Raw genomic sequence first — 19,928 nt, forward strand, 5'->3', positions numbered from 1 at the left:
TTGAGCTCAATACTAGCCAAATATTGAGCTCAATTTCATTTCCCCGTAAAAATTACCGTTTGATTCCACGCTTTGCATTAAACTTACTTGTCAAAGTAAAAAAACTCGTTAGTTTTGTCATTCTGGATAATTTACGTTTTTCCATGAGCATTACAATGCCAATCTTCACTACGGAAAGTTAAGTCAAGCTTATGTTTAAGTTATATAAGAAACAAAGATTTAAACGCTTAAAACACACTCTTATGCTAGCTTTTATGATACTAAGCATCACTCCTCTTACTGTTGTTGCTCTGTTTTTTTTGAATTCTCATAGCAAAGATCTCCAAGAACAAAGTACATCACATTTGGTCTCGGTACGTGACAATAAGCAACAACAGATCTTAGATTATATGGCCGCTAAACAATCAGAGGTAATGGGATTCGTTCGCTCTGAATTAGCCTATGCCAGTGGTGGACGCTTTTATGGTTTGGTCAATGCCTTTCGAAGCTTAGGGCTAGATATAAACCAAGCTCGTGATTATGCACAGCAACGGTATGTCCCAGGTTCTGGCGATCAAATAAAGACTTCCATCCTTCCTCAATCTAGCCTATATAATGGCACTGAACGATACCGCTTACTCCACAAGCGTTATCATAGAGCTTACATGGAACTTCTAAAGCGCTCTGATTTTGACGATGTTCTACTCGTAGATTTAGAAGGAAACGTCACCTATTCGACTTTTAAGCATGATAACTTTGGTACAAACCTACTAACAGGACGCTATAAAAGTTCTCATCTAGGAGAGACCTTTCACAAACTACAGACTGAGGTGACAAAAGAACGTCAAACTAATGAGGAATATACACCTATTATCGTCTCCGATTTCAAAAATGACAGAGGCAAACAAGTTGCTTGGGTAGGTGCACCTATCATTCAGCAAGGCTACCTCCATAGCTATGCTATGTTTCGCCTCCCAAATAACGAAATTACTAAACTCATTTCTGACACAAAGGATCTGTCCGAAATGAGAACCTTGCTCGTCGGTGAAGATCACTTGTCTCGGACACTTGCTATACAACAACAAGATATCGACAATAGCTATCAAGTTGTTGAACAGGCATTTAATGGACAAACTAAGGTTGGCACATATATCAATAAATCAGGTAACAGCATTATTGCAGCCTACAGCCCCGTTTCTTTTAATGGCGTAAATTGGGCGATTATTGTTGAAGTTCCTGAAAAAGTAGCATTTGCCCGTATTCATCAGCTTGAAACTATTTTTATTTTGGCCATGCTTTGTGCCATAGTGCTGGTCATCCTCGCTTCTCATTACCTTTCTCAATTTATCACGGACCCCTTATTAAAACTGACGTGGGCAGCAGAAAAGGTATCAGCAGGAAACCTTGACGCAGATATTGTCAATACTCAAAGAAAAGATGAAATAGGTCGACTTGCAGTCAGTTTCAAGCGTATGCAACGTTCAATACGCGACAAAATATTGTTGATTGAAGAACAAAATAAAGAATTAGAAAAAAACCTTCAGCTAATTCAAAAACAAAATGAAGAACTACAACTTGCTAACAGACTAAAAGATGAGTTTTTAGCAACAACATCACATGAATTAAGAACTCCACTACATGGTATGGTTGGCATTGCGGAAGCACTTATCTCTGGATCTAATGGTCCAGTAACAACAGATCACAAATACCAGCTCAATATTATCGTTAATAGCGGTCAACGGCTGGCGACTCTAGTTGATGATTTACTGGATTACCATAAAATGCGTTATGGGAAGCTAGATATTGAAGCTAGAGCGGTTGATATTTCCGGTGCAGCACGTTTAGTCTTAGAACTCTCTTCACACCTTATCGGCTCTAAACAAATCCGAGTGATTAACCAAGTACCAGAAGAACCGTTATGGGCATGCGCAGATCCACAGCGCCTCGAACAAGTACTCTATAACCTGATTGGTAACGCTATCAAATATACCAATGAAGGTAAAATTGTCATCTCGGCTTGCCAAGTGGATAATAATATTCGTGTCCAAATCGTAGACACTGGGCAAGGTATTCCAGCAAACCAGTTAGAACATATATTTGAACCTCTGACACAAGCAAACAGCGACAATGGGCGCTATCAGCAAGGAGCAGGCCTTGGCCTGTCAATTTGTCGTCAGTTGATCGACTTAATGAATGGTCATTTGTACGTGAGTAGCCAGCCCATGGTAGGAACAACCTTTAGCTTCACCCTACCAATGCCAACATCACAACAAATAGAAGACAATCACCATACTCAAAGCATTCACTTTAAAGCACCAGAAGTCATTAAGATCGAGCCCTTTGAGCATTCCACCTTACTTGAAAATTCAGAAGCCCCCCTACTTTTAGTAGTTGATGATGAGCCAGTAAACTTACGTATTTTAGACAGCTTTTTACGTTTAGAAGGGTATAGAATAAGAACAGCTCAAAATGGTGAAGAAGCCATAGAAGCTATTCGAGACGAAAAACCAGAACTGATGCTACTTGATATCATGATGCCAGGAATGAGCGGCTACCAAGTTTGTGAAGCTATACGCAAACAGTACGACCATGCTCAGTTACCAGTCATAATGTTAACCGCTTTAAATCAAACAGATGATCGAGTTAGAGGTTTTGAGGCAGGCACCAATGATTATTTATCCAAACCCTTCAATAAACAGGAGCTAGCCGCTCGAATTGCAGCACATTTAACGGCAAGTAAAGCAGAACAACGTCGAGTTGAAAATCAACAATTAAAAGGCGAGATAAAACAGCGTGCTAAGGTTGAAGCCAGTTTACTCGAAACACAAGGTCGCTTGCTCGAACAACTAGAGTCAGCACCGGAAGCTATTATATGTGTTAGGGATGATAATAAAATCCGCTTTACCAATGAAGCAGCTTCACATTTATTTAGACGTACAGCTGAGCAACTAAAACGCTCAAATGCGGATGAACTAATTTCTCGAAAATTCCTTGAAGTTAAAAAAGCCCACTATTGCGGACCTATAGATGTGTATGTGGACGAAGTTCGTCAATCTCTCTCTGCTGACATTGTTAGTCTTCCAAAAAATTCAGGATTTAAATCCATGTATATTTTTGATGTAGGAGGAAGCGTAAACACAACTCGATTAAATCATTTAGAAACGGCAGTGGAAGCACTATCTAGCTACGCTTTTGAAGGCGATAAGGCCAAATTTCTCGAACTTAAAGAACTTGGAGGTGAATTCACTCACCTAGTAGAAAGAGGCACTAATAGTGAAAAATCAAAACAAGAAATGATGCGCGACATACTCGTAGACTCTATGAATAGTGGGTTAGCATATTGGGAAAGAGTAACCGGCCAAAGCAAATTTGACTTCGCCGAACAAAGTGGTTTATGGCGCGTATACTTAGACCGTAGTACATTACAGACTCGCACACTAGATAAATACCTACGGCTAGAAACATTACCTAAAACTCCTCGTTGGCGGACTGTGTTAAATTCACTAGAGTACATCCTTGAGCATTGTAAAGAAATGACTCCTGAACGGAGTCATATAGAAAACTTACATGACAAACTTCAGCACCTGCTCACTAATTAAGGACCAATTATAATGGTACCTTTATCTGTTGTTAATATAATTTAAAACACACTAGTAATTACAATTTACGTCCTTGTAGAATGGATATGATTTTCAATCACGTCAGATAAAATGATACAAAGTTATTACTTTGAGAACATAATCACAACAAGACGGCAGAATCTCCTTTAAGCAAATAGATCGCTAAAATGGACACTAGTGACAATGATCTCACAAAATAAACTACAACTCAGAAACTTAAACTTACCAGTGCTAAAAAAGATAGTGGGTACTGACATATACTGATTTTACCTGCTGAAAAATCAGTTAACATTCCACCTAATGATCTCACTGTCGAAAAAATAGTGAGTTCGGTTTGACGTTGTTAACGATAAGAAAACCTGTTTTAACGCTTTTAACGAGAAATAGAATTGCCTTATTTAATCCAAGGGTGTTTGCTTAATTGACCTAGTTCCTACAGGCCACTCTTATTAATCAAATGAATTTTCAAAGTGAATAATATTGAGGTAGATTCTAGAGAATGCTGATCATTGATAACACTTAATTTCATACGTGACTTGAAAGCAAAAAGTAAGGAACAGCTATGCTTGCCAATATAACTAAAACAGTGCTAGCAACAGCCCTGATTACCATAACAATAGGGATCAATTCCGTTGCTGCGGCAACTGAACGAAGTGAGCTAACCATTCACCCTAAAGAGTTCTCCACGTTCGTTCGTAACTTTAATCCATATTTAGGCGCCACTCATCTACATACAACTTGGGACTTTATCTATGAACCTCTAGTTGTATTTAATGAAATGCATGAAAACACACCTATATTCCGTTTAGCGAGTAGTTATTCAATGTCAAAAGACTTGACCAGTGTAACATTCGACTTACGCCGAGGAATAAAGTGGTCTGATGGGCAAACGTTCGATGCTAACGACGTAGTATATTCATTTAACCTAGTAAAAAATAAACCTCAACTTGATCAAAGCGGCATCAACTCTTGGGTTGTTGGAGTCAAAAAAGTTAACAACTATCGCGTTAGATTCCAGCTTACAGAAGCTAACTCTAACGCTCCTTATGAAATAGTAAAAGTACCAATAATCCCAGAACACATCTGGAAAGATGTCAAAAACCCATCAACATTTACCAATGAAGAGCCTATCGGTTCAGGCCCCTTCACCGAGATAGATACGTTTACTTCCCAACTCTATATTCAATGCCGTAACCCTAATTATTGGGATTCGGATAATCTCGAAGTCGATTGCCTTAGGGTTCCGCAAATAGCTAACAATGATCAGTTCTTAGGTAAGGTTGTCAACAGCGAACTTGACTGGACCTCGTCATTCATCCCTGACATCGATCGTACCTATGCTGCTTCAAACCCTAATCACCACTACTGGTACCCACCTTCAGGAACACAAGCTTTTGTCTTTAACTTCAAAAACCCTAACCCAACTAAACATGAAGCGCTAACCAACATAAACTTTCGCCGGGCATTCTCTATGGCATTGGACCGACAAACCATTATAGATATTGCCTTCTACGGTGGCGGTACAGTCAATGATTTCGCCTCTGGGCTAGGGTATGCTTTTGAATCTTGGTCTGACGAGGATATTCATACTAAGTTCAAAGCTTACAATACATATAATGCTAAAGGCGCTAAAGAGCTTTTACTGCAAGCAGGATTTAAAGATACCAATCAAGATGGTTTTGTTGAAACCCCATCTGGTAAGCCATTCGAACTTTTGATCCAATCTCCTAACGGTTGGACTGACTTTAATAACACAGTTCAACTCGCTGTTGAACAACTCGCAGAGGTTGGTATCAAAGCCAAAGCGCGTACTCCTGATTTCTCTGTCTACAATCAAGCCATGCTTGAAGGTACATATGATGTAGCCTATACCAACTATTTTCATGGTGCCGATCCATATACCTATTGGAATAGTGCTTATAATTCAGCACTTCAATCTGGTGAAGGCATGCCACGTTTCGCCATGCATTTTTACCAAAACGATAAGCTAGATAGCTTACTCAACAGCTTCTACAAAACCGCCAACAAAAATGAGCAATTGGATATCGCTCATGGCATACAAAACATCATTGCCACAGAACAAGTTACCATTCCGGTTTTATCTGGTGCATACATGTACCAATACAATACCACTCGTTTTACTGGCTGGTGGAGCGAGGACAACCCCAAGGGACGCCCCAATATTTGGGCTGGTATTCCTGAACGCCTTCTTCATGTACTGGATTTAAAACCAGTTCAATAGATATACACTTAAGCAGCGCTTTACATTATAAACGCTGCTTAGTTTCCATAATCTTATTAAGTTATAGCTATATGGCGCATATTGTCAGGATAGCCTTCACCTTAAAGTAAATCGATGACAGGCAAACTGACATGAGCTTAGTCAAACAAGGAAATAAGCAATGGGCTACTTTTTAAGGCGATTATCATTTTATTGTGTCGCGCTTTTGGTTGCAGCGACCCTAAACTTTATTATTCCGCGAGCTATGCCAGGTGACCCAGTGACCATGATGTTTGCCAATGTATCGGTTCAAGTTACACCTGAACGAATTGCAGCTATGAAAGAGCTTCTAGGTTTTGTCGACGGCGGATTATTCATTCAATACATAACCTATATGAAAAATATTCTCAGTTGGGAATTAGGCACTTCTATTCAGTTTTATCCATTACCAGTAAATAAGTTGCTTGGCAGTGCATTCGGCTGGTCACTTTTTCTCGCAGGAAGTGCCGTTATCCTCTCTTTCTCGCTAGGGTCAATTCTAGGAATCTATGCTGCATGGAAACGTGGCAGTAAATACGATGCATTCATTACACCTGGAATGCTTATCATCCAAGCCATACCTCAAGTGGTCATAGCCATGGTTGCCATGTTTGTTTTTGCTATTAATTTGAAGTGGTTCCCTACCAGTTATGCATATACCGCAGGAAATACTCCAGACTGGACAAACTGGGAATTCATAAAAGACGTTGCATACCACGCAGTACTTCCCCTTTTCTGCGCTTCAGTTGTTCAGGTTGGAGGCTTCTTGGTCAACATGCGCAACAATATGATTAACTTACTTGCCGAAGACTACATCACCATGGCAAAAGGCAAGGGTCTGAGTGAGCATAGAATCATATTTAATTATGCTGCACGTAATGCACTACTTCCAAGTGTAACCGCTTTATCTATGGCTCTAGGTATGGCTATTGGTGGGCAGCTTATTATAGAGATCATCTTCAATTACCCTGGGCTAGGCTCTGTTCTTTTTAACGCAATAAAAGCCCGTGATTATCAAGTTTTACAAGGACAGCTACTTATTATGACTTTGTTTATGCTGTTTTTTAATTTATTAGCAGACATTTTATATGTCACTCTCGATCCTCGCCTGCGTCAAGGGAGTCATTAATGACAAAAGAATTCATAAGACTTATCTGGGGTAACCCCTTGGCATTAATCGGTAGCCTTATTATCAGTATCTTTCTATTTATTGCTCTAACGGCCCCTTTACTTAGCAAACATGCTCCAAACAAGCGAACCGGAAACCCCCACGAGTATCCATCTAGTGTCGTAAAATTCGCTCAACTTTACCCTGATGGGTGGATTGCTAAAAATTTTGCAACAGATAAACGTACATTGAAAATGTCTAAGAAAGCAGACCATATTCTAGGAACGACACGCATGGGACGAGATGTATGGTCTCAATTTGTTCACGGCGCACGAGTTTCCTTGGGTGTTGGATTTGGAGCAGGGATTAGTGTTTGTTTTTTCGCCACCGTAATTGGTATTTCAGCAGGATATTTTGGTGGTCGTATTGATGATTTATTAACAGCTGCAATGAATATTATGTTGGTCATCCCTCAATACCCTCTTTTGTTCGTTCTCGCGGCATTTATTGGTGAAGCAGGCCCACTAACGATTGCTCTCATCATAGGGTTAACGGCTTGGGCATGGGGAGCCAGGATCATTCGCTCGCAAACTCTTGCACTGCGTGAAAAGGAATTTGTAAAAGCCGCAGAGGTTTTGGGCGAATCATCATGGCGAATTATCTTCGTCGAAATATTGCCCAATCTAATTCCCATTGTCGGAGCAAGTTTTATTGGTTCTGTTATGTACGCAATTATGATGGAAGCCACGATATCTTTTCTTGGCTTAGGTGATCCAAACACCGTCAGTTGGGGAATTATGCTTTACAACGTACAAACGTCTTCATCAATGCTAATTGGTGCTTGGTGGGAACTATTCGTACCCTGCGCTGCATTAATCCTTCTTGTAACAGGTTTAGCCCTACTTAATTTTGCTGTTGACGAAATTGCTAATCCACAGTTGCGATCCCACAAAGGGCTGAAGCGCTGGAAGAAGCTATCTCGGCAAAACCAGACAGAGAAATTATCTAACTTTGAAACGCAGAATACGGCTATGGAGCGGAGATAAATAACTATGAATAGCCCACTAATTTCCATTCGTGATCTTTGTGTAGACTACATTACAGACGCAGGTGACGTACGTGCTTGCAGTCACGTCAGTTTTGATATTGCTCATGGAGAAGTATTTGGCTTGGCTGGGGAATCTGGCTGCGGTAAGTCCACCGTGGCCTTTTCACTAATGCGCCTACACAAGCCACCTGCTTTTATCACTGCAGGAGAAATACTCTTCAACGGTGAAGATATTCTCAACTTTAGCGACCATCGCATGAAAGCTTTTCGCTGGAGCGAAATGTCTATGGTCTTCCAAAGTGCTATGAATGCCTTAAACCCAGTCTTAACAATGGAAGAACAATTTTGCGATGTCATTATGTATCACACCAACATGACTCGAACCCAGGCTCGCAGAAGAGCTGAAGGATTGCTTGAAATTGTTGATATCCACCCTAGCCGCTTAAGCGATTACCCGCATCAATTTTCCGGTGGTATGCGTCAACGTCTCGTGATTGCAATTGCACTCGCACTCAACCCAAAAATGATCATTATGGATGAACCGACAACGGCCTTAGATGTCGTAGTTCAAAGGGAAATACTGCAAAAAATCTATGATCTTAAAGAGGAGTTTGGCTTTGCGATTCTTTTTATCACCCACGACCTGTCACTCATGGTCGAGTTTTCTAATCGAATTGGCATTATGTATTCGGGTGAGTTGGTGGAAGTCGCTCCATCAGAAAAAATCCTCCAAAAGCCCTACCATCCTTACACTGAAGGATTAGGAAACTCCTTTCCATCATTAACAGGTCCCAAAACCAAACTCAAAGGAATTCCGGGCAGTCCATTAAACTTGCTAGACATCCCCACAGGTTGTCGATTTCAAGCGCGTTGCCAACAAGTTCAAGACATTTGCACCAAAAAAAACAACCAACTTAGGCTAATAGAACCAAATCATTTATCAAATTGCTACCTCTATGGTGACCCTATAGCCCAATTCAAATGCTAGTTTGAGATGATTAAGTGAACAATTGGAGATGATAATGAGCAAAGAATATGGACAACTATTAGTCGAAGGAAAAAATCTTATCAAGGACTTCCCAATTAATAGCAATGCGTTAAAACAACCGATGATGCGTGCCATTAATGAAGTATCTTTCAAAATGTATAAAAGCCGCGGACTTTCGGTAGTTGGAGAGTCAGGATCCGGAAAGTCGACAACGGCTAAGATGATTGCCAAAATGTTTGCTCCAAACTCAGGTTCAATCCAATACAAAGGAAAAGATCTTGAGTCTATTCGTTCCCGTTCACAATTAATGAACTATCGAAAAGGGGTCCAAATGATTTGGCAAGACCCATTTAGTTCTCTTAACCCCACGCACAATATTTTTCATCACATAGCACGCCCTCTGTTAATACATAAAAAAGTCAAATCCAATAATAAACAAGAACTTAAAGAGCTCGTATATTTACTGCTAGAACAAGTTGGCCTAATCCCAGCGAAAGAAACGGCAGAAAAGTTCCCTCACCAACTCTCTGGAGGGCAGCGCCAACGAATTAATCTTGCGCGTAATATCGCTGTAGGAGCAGAAGTAGTTTTGGCCGATGAACCCACTTCTATGCTCGATGTTTCTATCCGCGCTGGTGTGCTCAATCTGCTGGAGAAGATGAAATTTGAGAAAAAGATGTCGCTACTCTACATCACCCATGACATAGCAACAGCACGGTATATTGCAGAAGATCTCGCGGTCATGTACGTCGGTCATATGGTTGAGTGGGGAGATACAGAAGAAATAATCCATCACCCTCAACATCCCTATACGCAACTACTTATTTCAGCCGTGCCTGATCCCAGTAAATCCATCCATGAAAAATTAAAAGGCAACAAAGGAGAAATCCCTCTTTGGACTCCAAATTCTGTGGGTTGCCCTTTTTCTGATAGGTGCCAACATGCCACTAATCAATGCAAAGAAGCCCTGCCAGCAGTCACACAACTGTCAGACAATCATTTTGTTCGCTGTTATTTGTACCAAAAATAGCACCTAGTCTCTTGGAAGGGATACCAATAGGAAAGTCAGAGGTGTTAATGCAAATACTTACAAACCATATCGGCTATGAAAAACTAGGGCCTAAGCAGGCCATTTTGATGCTTAGTGACGCTACTATAAATTCAAATTCTAGTGTTGAACTGATCAATAATAGCACTGGAAACTGTGTCGATTGTTTCGTACTTGGAGAAAAAATTCGTGTAGCAGAGTGGTTCCAAGGATACTTTTGCCAAATTGACTTTTCATCACATCAAACTTCAGGTCATTATTATTTACGTTTAGATCACTGCCGAACCTCACCATTTAAAATTGCAAGCGGCCTACTATGTCAATCCACCCTTTCAGATGTAGTCCATTACTTAAAATCTCAACGTTGTAGTGGCATTTACGACAAATATGATCGGCATATTCGCTTATACAATAGCGATACCCACATTAATGCTCACGGAGGCTGGTATGATGCATCAGGAGATGTTAGCAAATATTTAAGCCACCTTTCTTACGCTAATTATCTCAATCCGCAGCAGACACCAATGATTGTATGGAATTTAGCCAAAGGGATTGAACTTCGCCAAAAAACTAAAAAATCCCAAGATTTTATGGATGAAAGAATGACCGATGAGGCCTTATTTGGTGCTGATTTCTTGATGAGAATGCAACATAGCAGCGGCTACTTTTATACTACCATTTTCGACCAATGGTCAAAAGAACCACAGAAAAGAGAAATATGCTCATATTCGACTCAACAAGGGCATAAATCTGAAGATTATCAAGCAGGATTTCGCCAAGGTGGAGGCATTACGATTGCTGCACTCGCTGCAATCGCACGACTTAAAAGGGAAAGTGACTATAACTCTCGTGACTATCTCAACGCGGCAATATTAGGTTATGAACACCTAAAAGAGTACAACCACTATTACCTCAATGATGGGCAAGAAAATATTATTGACGAATACTGCGCGCTCATCGCCAGTGTTGAATTGTATAAAACAACCAATCAGCCCTGCTACTTAGAAGAGAGTCGAACTTGGGCAATTCAACTAGCAAAACGCCAGTGCTCAGATAAAAACATTCAACACTTCTGGTCAGCTAATAAAGATGGTTCACGTCCATACTACCACCCAGCTGAAGCTGGCCTTCCCGCTATCGTTTTAAGCGAATATCTGGACATAGAGAGGCAAGAGCACCTGAAAGAACCTATTGTAAGAATTCTGGTTCAATCATGCCGCTTTGAACTTTCAATCACTCAAAAGGTATCCAACCCATTTGGCTACCCACGCCAATATGTCAAAGAACTACATCAAGACAAAAGAGATACCTTCTTTATGGCGCAAAATAATGAGACCGGCTACTGGTGGCAAGGAGAAAATGCACGTCTCGCTTCATTGGCTGTGATGGCTTACTTTGCTCAGCCTTTTATCGAAGATATTGAGCTAAAAACAAAAATAGCATTTTACGCTCAACATTCCATTAATTGGATACTAGGCCTTAATCCCTATGACATGTGCATGCTCGACGGTCATGGAAACAATAACCCTAACTACCTACCTCAACTTGGCTTTTATAATGCAAAAGGTGGTATTTGCAACGGTATTACCGCTGGAGTAGACGCCCCGCAAAGCATAGCATTTAACCCTCCAACTCATCAAAACGATATGTTACATAATTGGCGATGGGGAGAACAATGGCTACCTCATAGCGCATGGTACTTACTGGCGATCATTGCCCAAGAAAATCATTTCCACCCATAGAAGGAAGCTAGTATGAGTCATTATTATGTTGGCATTGATGGCGGAGGAACAAGTTGCCGCGCTAGGATAAAAAATCATCACGGAAAATTAGTTGGAGAAGCGAAAAGCGGCAGTGCCAACATTTTATTGGGCGTAGGGCTTGCACTTAATTCAGTGATTGAAGCGGTAACAAACGCAGCCAATAACGCTGGACTTGATGATACTCAATTACCACTCATGCATTTAGGCCTAGCGCTTGCTGGAGCAGAACATAAAGCCGCTTGGTATGAATTTATGTCTCAACCACACCCTTTTGCTTCTGCTGTACTCAACACTGATGCTTATGGTGCTTGCCTAGGTGCACACAATGGACATAGTGGTGCCATTGTTATTGCTGGGACTGGATCGTGCGGTCTTTATTTATCTGGGACAAAGCAGCATGTAGTTGGTGGGCATGAGTTTCCGATCTCAGATCAAGGTGGGGGCGCAATTATGGGATTAAGGTTAATTCAACAAGTGATACTAGCCTCTGACAACATGCGCGACAAAACCCCGCTTTTTCATGACATTATCCAACACTTTAATCACGATATCAGCGAAATCGTCATTTGGTCTAAACAAGCACTTCCGCGTGATTATGGCCAATTTTCTCCTTTAATATTTAGACATGCGGCTCAAGGTGACCCACTGGCAATATCGCTATTGAAACAGACTGCAAGTGATATTGAAATGTTAATTCAAGCACTTGTTAAAAAAGGGGCGTCACAGGTTTGTCTGATGGGCAGTATTGCCGAACGCATAGTCGACTGGCTTACCCCAGACATACATCAATGGCTTTCTGAACCGCTTTCTGATGCGTTGGAAGGAGCCTTGATGCTTGCTGGTCAGCCACAACATAATTTGTATTCTAGGAGAAATCATGGATTACCGTCTTGAACTTAGTGTACTCTCTGAAGATCAAAGTAGTAGCCTATTAGGTCTAACTTTATACAATCTATCAGGTTCCACTCTTAGCAACTGGTCTTTACAATTTATTTTCGAACGCTTTATCCAGCCCGCGAGCTTCACTAATGGTCATATAAAACAGGTGGGGAGTTTTTGCGAAATCACACCAGATAGCTGCACAATAGCCAATAATGAATGCTTTTACTGTCAATTTAATATTGATTCATTACCATTACGTTTCTATTCTCATGGAATTAAAGAAGCCTTAATTATCGACCTCAACGATAAGTTAAAACTACCCGTTGTGGTGAAACCTATTGCTCTCGCCTCGACTCATTCCTGTCAGTCTCAATTGACACCTCCTAATAAAAAAGACAGTGGATTAATCCCTAAACCAAATAAAATCATATACCTAGATGGCAACTTGGCTCTTCCTAATTCAGAAAATATGACCGTTAAAACTTTTTTGGCAGAAAAAGCAGCATATTGGTTAAAAAAAGAACTCAATGACACTTTCAGCCATCAAAAAAAATTTAAGAATCAAAATGATATTACCTTTGCATATCACCCAAACCTAAGAGAGTCGCACTATCACTTACTAGTAGATAGCAATGGTATAGTACTAGAAGCAAGTACACCTTGCGGATTTGTCCATGCTTGCGCCACCTTAATACAGTTAATTACAAATAAAGATGACAATTTAGTCGTTCCTCGAGTTAAAATCTTCGATCAGCCACGATTTGCCTATCGCGGTGTAATGCTCGACTGCGCTCGACACTTTCATTCTATTGAAACCATCAAAAGATTGATTAATCACCTAGCCTATTACAAATTTAACCAATTTCACTGGCATTTGACTGATGATGAGGGATGGAGACTGGAGATCAAAGCTTTTCCACAACTAACAAAAATAGGATCTAAGCGCGGTCAGGGCTCTGAATTGAAACCTCAACTAGGTCATTTAGATTCAACTTATGGTGGTTACTATACACAACAACAAGTACGTGAAGTCATTGCCTATGCCGAGGAACGTGGAATTAGTGTCATCCCAGAGATTGATATACCGGGCCACTGCCGTGCAGCAATAAAGTCGCTCCCCCATTTGCTGGTAGATCTCAACGACTCCTCACAATATCGCAGTATCCAAAACTATACCGATAATGTTCTTTCTCCCAACCTAAGCGGAACCTATCAATTTATCGATAAGGTTTTAGAGGAAGTTGCTATTCTATTTCCCTCACCTTGGATCCATGTTGGATCCGATGAAGTACCTGAAGGGGTATGGGAGAAAAATAGTAATTGTCAGGCTTTAATGGCCCGCAGTGGTTATGAAAATATCTCTGAGCTTCAGGGACATATTCTCCATTATGCCGAGAAAAAGTTAACCAGTCTTGGCAAACGTATGCTCGGCTGGGAAGAGATCAAACAAGGTAACAAAATCAGTAAAGATACGATTATTTTTTCCTGGCAAAATGAAAAAGCCGCGCTAGATTGTGCAAAACAAGGTTTTGACGTTGTCCTTCAGCCAGCCCAAGCCACTTATCTCGATATGGTACAAGATTTTTCCCCTCACGAACCGGGAACTAACTGGGCAGGAGTTCTTACCTTAGATAAAGCCTACCAATATGAGCCTATAGCTGAAATTCCTGAAGATAATCCAATCTATAAACACATACTCGGTATTCAGTGCGCATTGTGGTGTGAAAATATAAGCGACCAAAAAAAAATAGATTACATGTTATTTCCAAGGCTGACAGCTATTGCTGAAACCTGCTGGACATTTAAGCAACAGCGTAATTGGCAAAACTACCAGGAAAGACTCAAGCAACATTTATGCTTAATGGATAAACAGCATATTAATTATCGTTATCCATGGAAACAAGCTTCACTCGCATACTATGACTGAAAACTATTCCAGACTATGGTACAAACCACTGCTCAGTGAGGACAAATAGTTAGGCTGCTCAAATTAAATCCTTTATCGCAGCCTAACGAAAAAAGCTAGAATGCAAGTACACCTTGTGTTTCAACTTTGACAGAAACAGGTTGGCCAATTGATAGAGGCTCAGATGAGCTAGCTAATAATCGGCTGCCGCTAGCATCAATCACATAGCGGCAATGATCACCCATAAACTGTTGCTCAAGAACCGTAACACTACTTTGCTCGGTAGCACTAATCTGGACATGTTGTGGACGCAATAACAATTCACAGTGAGCATCTATATGAATATCTTGCTGTGCCTTAGCCTCAACGAGACCCAGTTCAGTTTCAAATTCACGTTCAGAAATACGCTTTGCTAACAGATAACTTCCACCACCCAGAAAATCTGCAACAAATTTACTCGACGGCTGATAATACAGTTCGCTTGCCGTTCCATACTGTTCGATAACCCCATGATTCATAACAGCCATTTTATCGGCAAAGGCAAACGCTTCTTCTCTGCTATGTGTCACAAAGATAGCGGTAACTCCCTGTTGCTTAAAGATCTTGCGGATCTCACCGATCAATTCATGACGAACCTGAGTGTCAATATTCGAGAATGGCTCATCGAGTAATAGTAAATCTGGCTTATAAGCTAATGAGCGAGCAATTGCGACACGTTGTTGCTGCCCACCTGAGAGCTGATGAGGATATCGTTTTTCATATCCGGTGAGGTGAACCAATTCCAACATTTCTGATACTTTAGCTAACCTAGCTTGCTTGCCAAAAGTCTTTAAGCCAAAGGCCACATTCTCTTCGACCGTCAAGTGAGGAAATAAAGCGTAGTCTTGGAATATCATACCAATGTTACGCTGTTCCGGTGGCTGCCAACAACGACCATCATCGATAAGGATCCCATTGAGACTCATAGAACCTGAACTAAGTGGCAGTAGGCCTGCAATAGCCTTAAGCAAAGTCGTTTTTCCACAGCCACTTGCGCCAAGCAAACAAACTATCTCGCCATGCTTTACATCCAAGAATAAGGACTCCAGAACCGTCGTCTGAAGATCATATTTACAGGTTAAACTAGTGATAGATAATGCACTGCCCATCAATGTGTATGCTCCAGCGAACGGTTAACCAAAACAAGTGGAATCAATCCAACTAAGACCAATAATACCGCAGGTAATGCGGCCAACTCTAGTTGCTCATCGGAGGCAAAGTTATAAACATAAGTTGCCAGAGTTTCAAAATTGAAAGGTCGAAGTAATAAGGCTGCATTGAGCTCTTTCATCGATTCGATAAATACCAATAAACCAGCAATCAAAGCTCCACGGCGAATCAGAGGAAAATGGACACGCCACAGCATCTGATTAGAATTGCAGCCCATAGTGCGTGATGCCATATCAAGTGAAGGGGGCACCCTATTAAGGCTGCTTTCAATACTACCGATCGCAACAGCAGAGAACCGCACTGTTAGTGCAAAAATCAAGGCAAACATAGATCCTGAGAAGATGAGCCCAGGCTGTCCTAAGTTCATTATTTTAGCCGTATCATTCACAATATGATCCATAAATAAAACAGGCACCATAACGCCAATCGCCAAAACCGTTCCTGGAACAGCATATCCCATGGATGATAGGCGCATAACTGCCAAGCTTTTACCGTTATTGACCAAACGATGATAAAAGTTAACCACCACCGCAACAGAAACACCAATAAGAGCTGCCGAAAATGAAACGTATAAGCTATTAAAGGCATATTCGCGAAACTCTGGGGTCCAACTTTGGTGAAAATATTGATTGGCGTAGATGATCAATTGCAAAAGAGGTAAGAAGAAAGCTATAGCCACCAAACCCCAACACCAAGTCAATGCCAACCACTTTTTCCAGCCCTGTAATTGATAACGAAAATCTTCACTGCTGTTAAATTGATTTTGGAATAGCTTTTGCTTCCGTCGACTATAACGTTCAGTGCTGAGCAGTAAAATAACGAATACCAACATAATTGCTGAAATCTTTGCAGCAGCAGTTAAGCTTGAATATCCTAACCAAGTGTCGTAGACAGCTGTTGTGAGTGTATTAACCGCAAAGTAACTCACGGTACCAAAATCACCTATGGTTTCCATAGCAACCAGCGATAGGCCAACCGCAATTGAAGGTCTAGCGAGTGGTAATGATATCCGGCGAAAACTTTCCCAAGGCGAACATTTGAGTAATCGAGCCGATTGCAATAAAGAGACATTTTGCTCCATAAAAGAAGCTCGACATAGTAAATAAACATAAGGGTATAATACTAATGCCAGAACAAAAGTCGCACCTGGCAGGGTCCTAATATCAGGAAACCAATAGTCCCCTATTCCCCATCCCATAGTATTACGAAGAAATATTTGGACTGGCCCTGCAAAATCGAGCCAATCGGTGAAAATGTAACCAACAATATAGCTTGGCATCGCCAAAGGTAAAACCAATGCCCACTGTAAAATACTCTCACTCGGTATACGACACATCGCCATTATCCAAGCTGAGGGGATCCCCAAAATAGCTGACAGAAACATAGTCCCTGCAGCCAAAACAACAGTGTTAAGCGTATACGTTGGCATCACTGTAGACATAAGGTGAGAGAAGAGTTCATCTGTCTCACCAATAGCGGTCATAAATATCGCCAAGATCGGCAAAACCAGTAGCAGAGCTAGCATCCCACTACTGGTTTTCCACAAATATATTTTCTCTTTCATCGCCCAACAATCATAGATGCGTATATAGACAACGCACCTTTAACACGCTCAAAGGTATTTTATACCCTTATATAATAGTAACCTCAAGTTACTCGGGTAAAGAATCATTTTAGGCTGAACAAAAGAAACGTTACATATTTACAGATCAAACTTCACTTCATCTAGCAATTTGATAGCGGCAGCATGATGATCAGCGATTTCATCTAGAGGGATACTATCCGCTTTGAAGTCGCCCCAAGATGCAACGAGATCGGAACGCTTGACCCCATTTTTAACGGGATATTCATAATTAACTTCAGCATACATGCTCTGGGCTATGTCGCCAGATAAAAACTCCATCAGTTTTAGAGCGTTGTCTTTGTTCGGTGAATACTTAGCCATCGCCATACCAGAAATATTCACATGTGTGCCAGTGGTTTTTTGATCGGGGAAGTTAATGTAGACAGCATCTGCCCAAGCTTTTTGCTCTTTATCATTGTACATTTTACCTAGGTAATAACTGTTACCTAAAGATACGTCACAAAGACCTTCTTTAATCGCTTTTACTTGAGCACGATCATTACCTTGAGGCTTGCGCGCTAGGTTCGCTTTGACACCCTCTAGCCACTTCTTAGTTTCAGTTTCACCTTGATGAGCAATCATCGATGAAACCAGTGAAATATTGTAAGGGTGCTTACCACTACGAGTACAAATTTTTCCTTTGAATTCAGGCTTAGCTAGATCTTCATACGTAAAGTCATCACCTAGTTTACCAATACGATCACGTGAAGAATAAACACTACGAGTTCGTGTCGTTAGTGCGAACCACCCATTATCTTCATCTTGGTATTGTGTTGGAATGTTCTTCTCAAGCACGTCACTCTTCACAGACTGAACCAAACCTTTCTCTGTTAGTTCGGCCAAACGGCTAATATCTACCGTTAAAATCACATCCGCTGGACTATACTCACCTTCTTGAGCCAACTTTTCCGCTAAACCTTTTTTAGCAAATTTAACGTTCACTTTTACACCCGTATCTTTAGTGAACTCGTTGAACATAGGCTCAACTAGGAAAGGTTGACGGTATGAGTAGACGTTCACCTCTTCAGTCTCACTAGCCATTACTGTTGGTGCTAAAGTTACGCACGCCAAAGCCGAAAGAGTCAGCACTTTGTTCATTGGTTCAGTCCTTTAATTTCGTAATGATAACGTTTATCAGTTGCGTTATTATATGTATCACGATTTAGAACTCAATCATTGAAACCAGAAAACCTGCCATTCGTGCCAGGTTTTTGAGTACTTTATTTGTAACATGTTATGACTTATTTTAAGCTCACAAACTCTGGATAGGCCCCAACACCACAATCATGCAAATCCATACCCTCAAGTTCTTCCTCTTCAGATACGCGAATGCCAAGCGTTGCTTTGAGTATCGACCATACAACCAAACTACTCACAAATACCCAAGTAAAAATGGTTACAGCACCAAAGAACTGTGTACCAAAACTTGCTTCACCATTACTCAACGGCACAATCATCAAACCAAAAAATCCACATATACCATGTACCGATATAGCGCCAACAGGATCATCGATCTTAAGTTTATCCAATGCAATGATGCTAAATACCACCAAAACACCGGAAACAGCACCAATAACAACCGAATGCATCGAGGATGGGGACAAAGGATCTGCAGTAATAGCAACCAAACCAGCTAAAGCACCATTTAGAACCATAGTAAGATCCGCTTTTCCCCATGTTGTTTTACACACCAACAATGCCGAAAATGCACCTGCCGCCGCAGCAGCATTGGTATTTAGAAAAATTTTTCCAACCGCTGTCGCATTAGAAAAATCCGACACCATCAGCTGAGAACCACCGTTGAACCCAAACCACCCAAACCATAAAATAAAAGTACCTAAGGTTGCCAGTGGCATATTTGAGCCAAGAATAGGATAAATCTCACCATTTTTTCCATATTTTCCACGCCGCGCTCCAAGCAGTAACACCCCAGCGAAAGCTGCTGCTGCACCAGACATATGCACAATTCCTGAACCAGCAAAATCACTAAATCCAGCTTGTGATAGGAAGCCTCCCCCCCAGGTCCAATACCCTCCCATTGGGTAAATAAAAGAGGTTAGCACCGCCGAAAAAATCAGAAATGACCACAGCTTCATCCTTTCAGCAACAGCCCCTGAAACAACAGACATCGCCGTAGCAACAAACACAACTTGAAAGAAAAAGTCCGACTCTAAAGAATGGTCAGCTCCTATACTTTGCACTCCTATCAGAGCACCAATTGATGGAAGCCAACCACCTTCAGTATTATCGACATACATGATGTTATATCCAACAACGAGATACGTAGTACAAGCAATTGCATAAAGGCATACGTTCTTAGTTAATATCTCAGTAGTATTTTTTGAGCGAACTAAGCCCGCTTCTAACATAGCAAAACCCGCTGCCATCCACATGACAAGCGCGCCCGAAATTAGAAAGAAAAAAGTATCCAGTGCATAACGTAGCTCTGCTACCGTAGATGTGAGTTCCATTGTATTTTCTCCATTCCTTGAA

At 41.0% G+C, this 19,928-nt stretch carries 12 protein-coding genes and 1 pseudogene; 9 read left to right on the top strand and 4 right to left on the bottom strand.

All coding sequences use genetic code 11. The features are described from left to right. Nucleotides 1-191 precede the first annotated feature (191 nt). The 9 genes and pseudogenes from KO511_RS06485 to KO511_RS06525 all read left to right on the top strand — a co-directional run bounded on the left by KO511_RS06485 (nucleotide 192) and on the right by KO511_RS06525 (nucleotide 14,623). Nucleotides 192-3,578, top strand: a complete 3,387-nt coding sequence (locus KO511_RS06485; RefSeq protein WP_215986653.1) for a hybrid sensor histidine kinase/response regulator — start codon at nucleotides 192-194, stop codon at nucleotides 3,576-3,578. A gap of 583 nt (nucleotides 3,579-4,161) precedes the next feature. Next, the gene (locus KO511_RS06490; protein WP_215986654.1) at nucleotides 4,162-5,841 is read left to right on the top strand and encodes an ABC transporter substrate-binding protein; all 1,680 of its coding nucleotides are present in this window, start codon (nucleotides 4,162-4,164) and stop codon (nucleotides 5,839-5,841) included. A 160-nt stretch (nucleotides 5,842-6,001) separates the two neighbouring features. Continuing rightward, a complete protein-coding gene (locus KO511_RS06495) occupies nucleotides 6,002-6,988 on the top strand; it encodes an ABC transporter permease (RefSeq protein WP_215986655.1) in 987 nt (328 codons plus the stop codon). Beyond that, nucleotides 6,988-8,017, top strand: a pseudogene (locus tag KO511_RS06500) (ABC transporter permease). Before KO511_RS06495 ends, KO511_RS06500 begins: the two are co-directional and overlap by 1 nt. Before the next feature lie 2 nt (nucleotides 8,018-8,019). Beyond that, nucleotides 8,020-9,003: an ABC transporter ATP-binding protein gene (locus tag KO511_RS06505; protein WP_215986657.1), complete on the top strand. Its 984-nt coding sequence runs from the start codon at nucleotides 8,020-8,022 to the stop codon at nucleotides 9,001-9,003. Between the two features lie 34 nt (nucleotides 9,004-9,037). After that, nucleotides 9,038-10,033 carry an ABC transporter ATP-binding protein gene (locus KO511_RS06510; protein ID WP_215986658.1) on the top strand — a complete coding sequence of 332 codons (996 nt, stop codon included), beginning with the start codon at nucleotides 9,038-9,040 and terminating at the stop codon, nucleotides 10,031-10,033. A 47-nt stretch (nucleotides 10,034-10,080) separates the two neighbouring features. Next, nucleotides 10,081-11,793: a glycoside hydrolase family 9 protein gene (locus KO511_RS06515; protein WP_215986659.1), complete on the top strand. Its 1,713-nt coding sequence runs from the start codon at nucleotides 10,081-10,083 to the stop codon at nucleotides 11,791-11,793. A 12-nt stretch (nucleotides 11,794-11,805) separates the two neighbouring features. After that, a complete protein-coding gene (locus KO511_RS06520; protein ID WP_215986660.1) occupies nucleotides 11,806-12,708 on the top strand; it encodes an N-acetylglucosamine kinase in 903 nt (300 codons plus the stop codon). Next, nucleotides 12,692-14,623 (top strand): beta-N-acetylhexosaminidase, encoded by a 1,932-nt coding sequence (locus KO511_RS06525; protein WP_215986661.1) that lies wholly within the window; start codon nucleotides 12,692-12,694, stop codon nucleotides 14,621-14,623. The genes KO511_RS06520 and KO511_RS06525 overlap by 17 nt, the downstream gene beginning before the upstream one ends. Before the next feature lie 95 nt (nucleotides 14,624-14,718). Here the strand turns inward: KO511_RS06525 and KO511_RS06530 are convergent, their stop codons facing one another. The 4 genes from KO511_RS06530 to KO511_RS06545 all read right to left on the bottom strand — a co-directional run bounded on the left by KO511_RS06530 (nucleotide 14,719) and on the right by KO511_RS06545 (nucleotide 19,906). Continuing rightward, nucleotides 14,719-15,750: an ABC transporter ATP-binding protein gene (locus tag KO511_RS06530; protein WP_215986662.1), complete on the bottom strand. Its 1,032-nt coding sequence runs from the start codon at nucleotides 15,748-15,750 to the stop codon at nucleotides 14,719-14,721. Further along, nucleotides 15,750-17,375: an ABC transporter permease gene (locus KO511_RS06535; RefSeq protein ID WP_215986663.1), complete on the bottom strand. Its 1,626-nt coding sequence runs from the start codon at nucleotides 17,373-17,375 to the stop codon at nucleotides 15,750-15,752. The genes KO511_RS06530 and KO511_RS06535 overlap by 1 nt, the downstream gene beginning before the upstream one ends. Before the next feature lie 138 nt (nucleotides 17,376-17,513). Beyond that, nucleotides 17,514-18,533, bottom strand: a complete 1,020-nt coding sequence (locus KO511_RS06540; RefSeq protein WP_215986664.1) for a Fe(3+) ABC transporter substrate-binding protein — start codon at nucleotides 18,531-18,533, stop codon at nucleotides 17,514-17,516. Nucleotides 18,534-18,676: 143 nt separating this feature from the next. After that, nucleotides 18,677-19,906: an ammonium transporter gene (locus KO511_RS06545; protein ID WP_215986665.1), complete on the bottom strand. Its 1,230-nt coding sequence runs from the start codon at nucleotides 19,904-19,906 to the stop codon at nucleotides 18,677-18,679. Nucleotides 19,907-19,928 lie beyond the last annotated feature (22 nt).

It is taken from the genome of Vibrio hepatarius (assembly GCF_018860525.1).
GTDB lineage: Bacteria > Pseudomonadota > Gammaproteobacteria > Enterobacterales > Vibrionaceae > Vibrio > Vibrio hepatarius_B.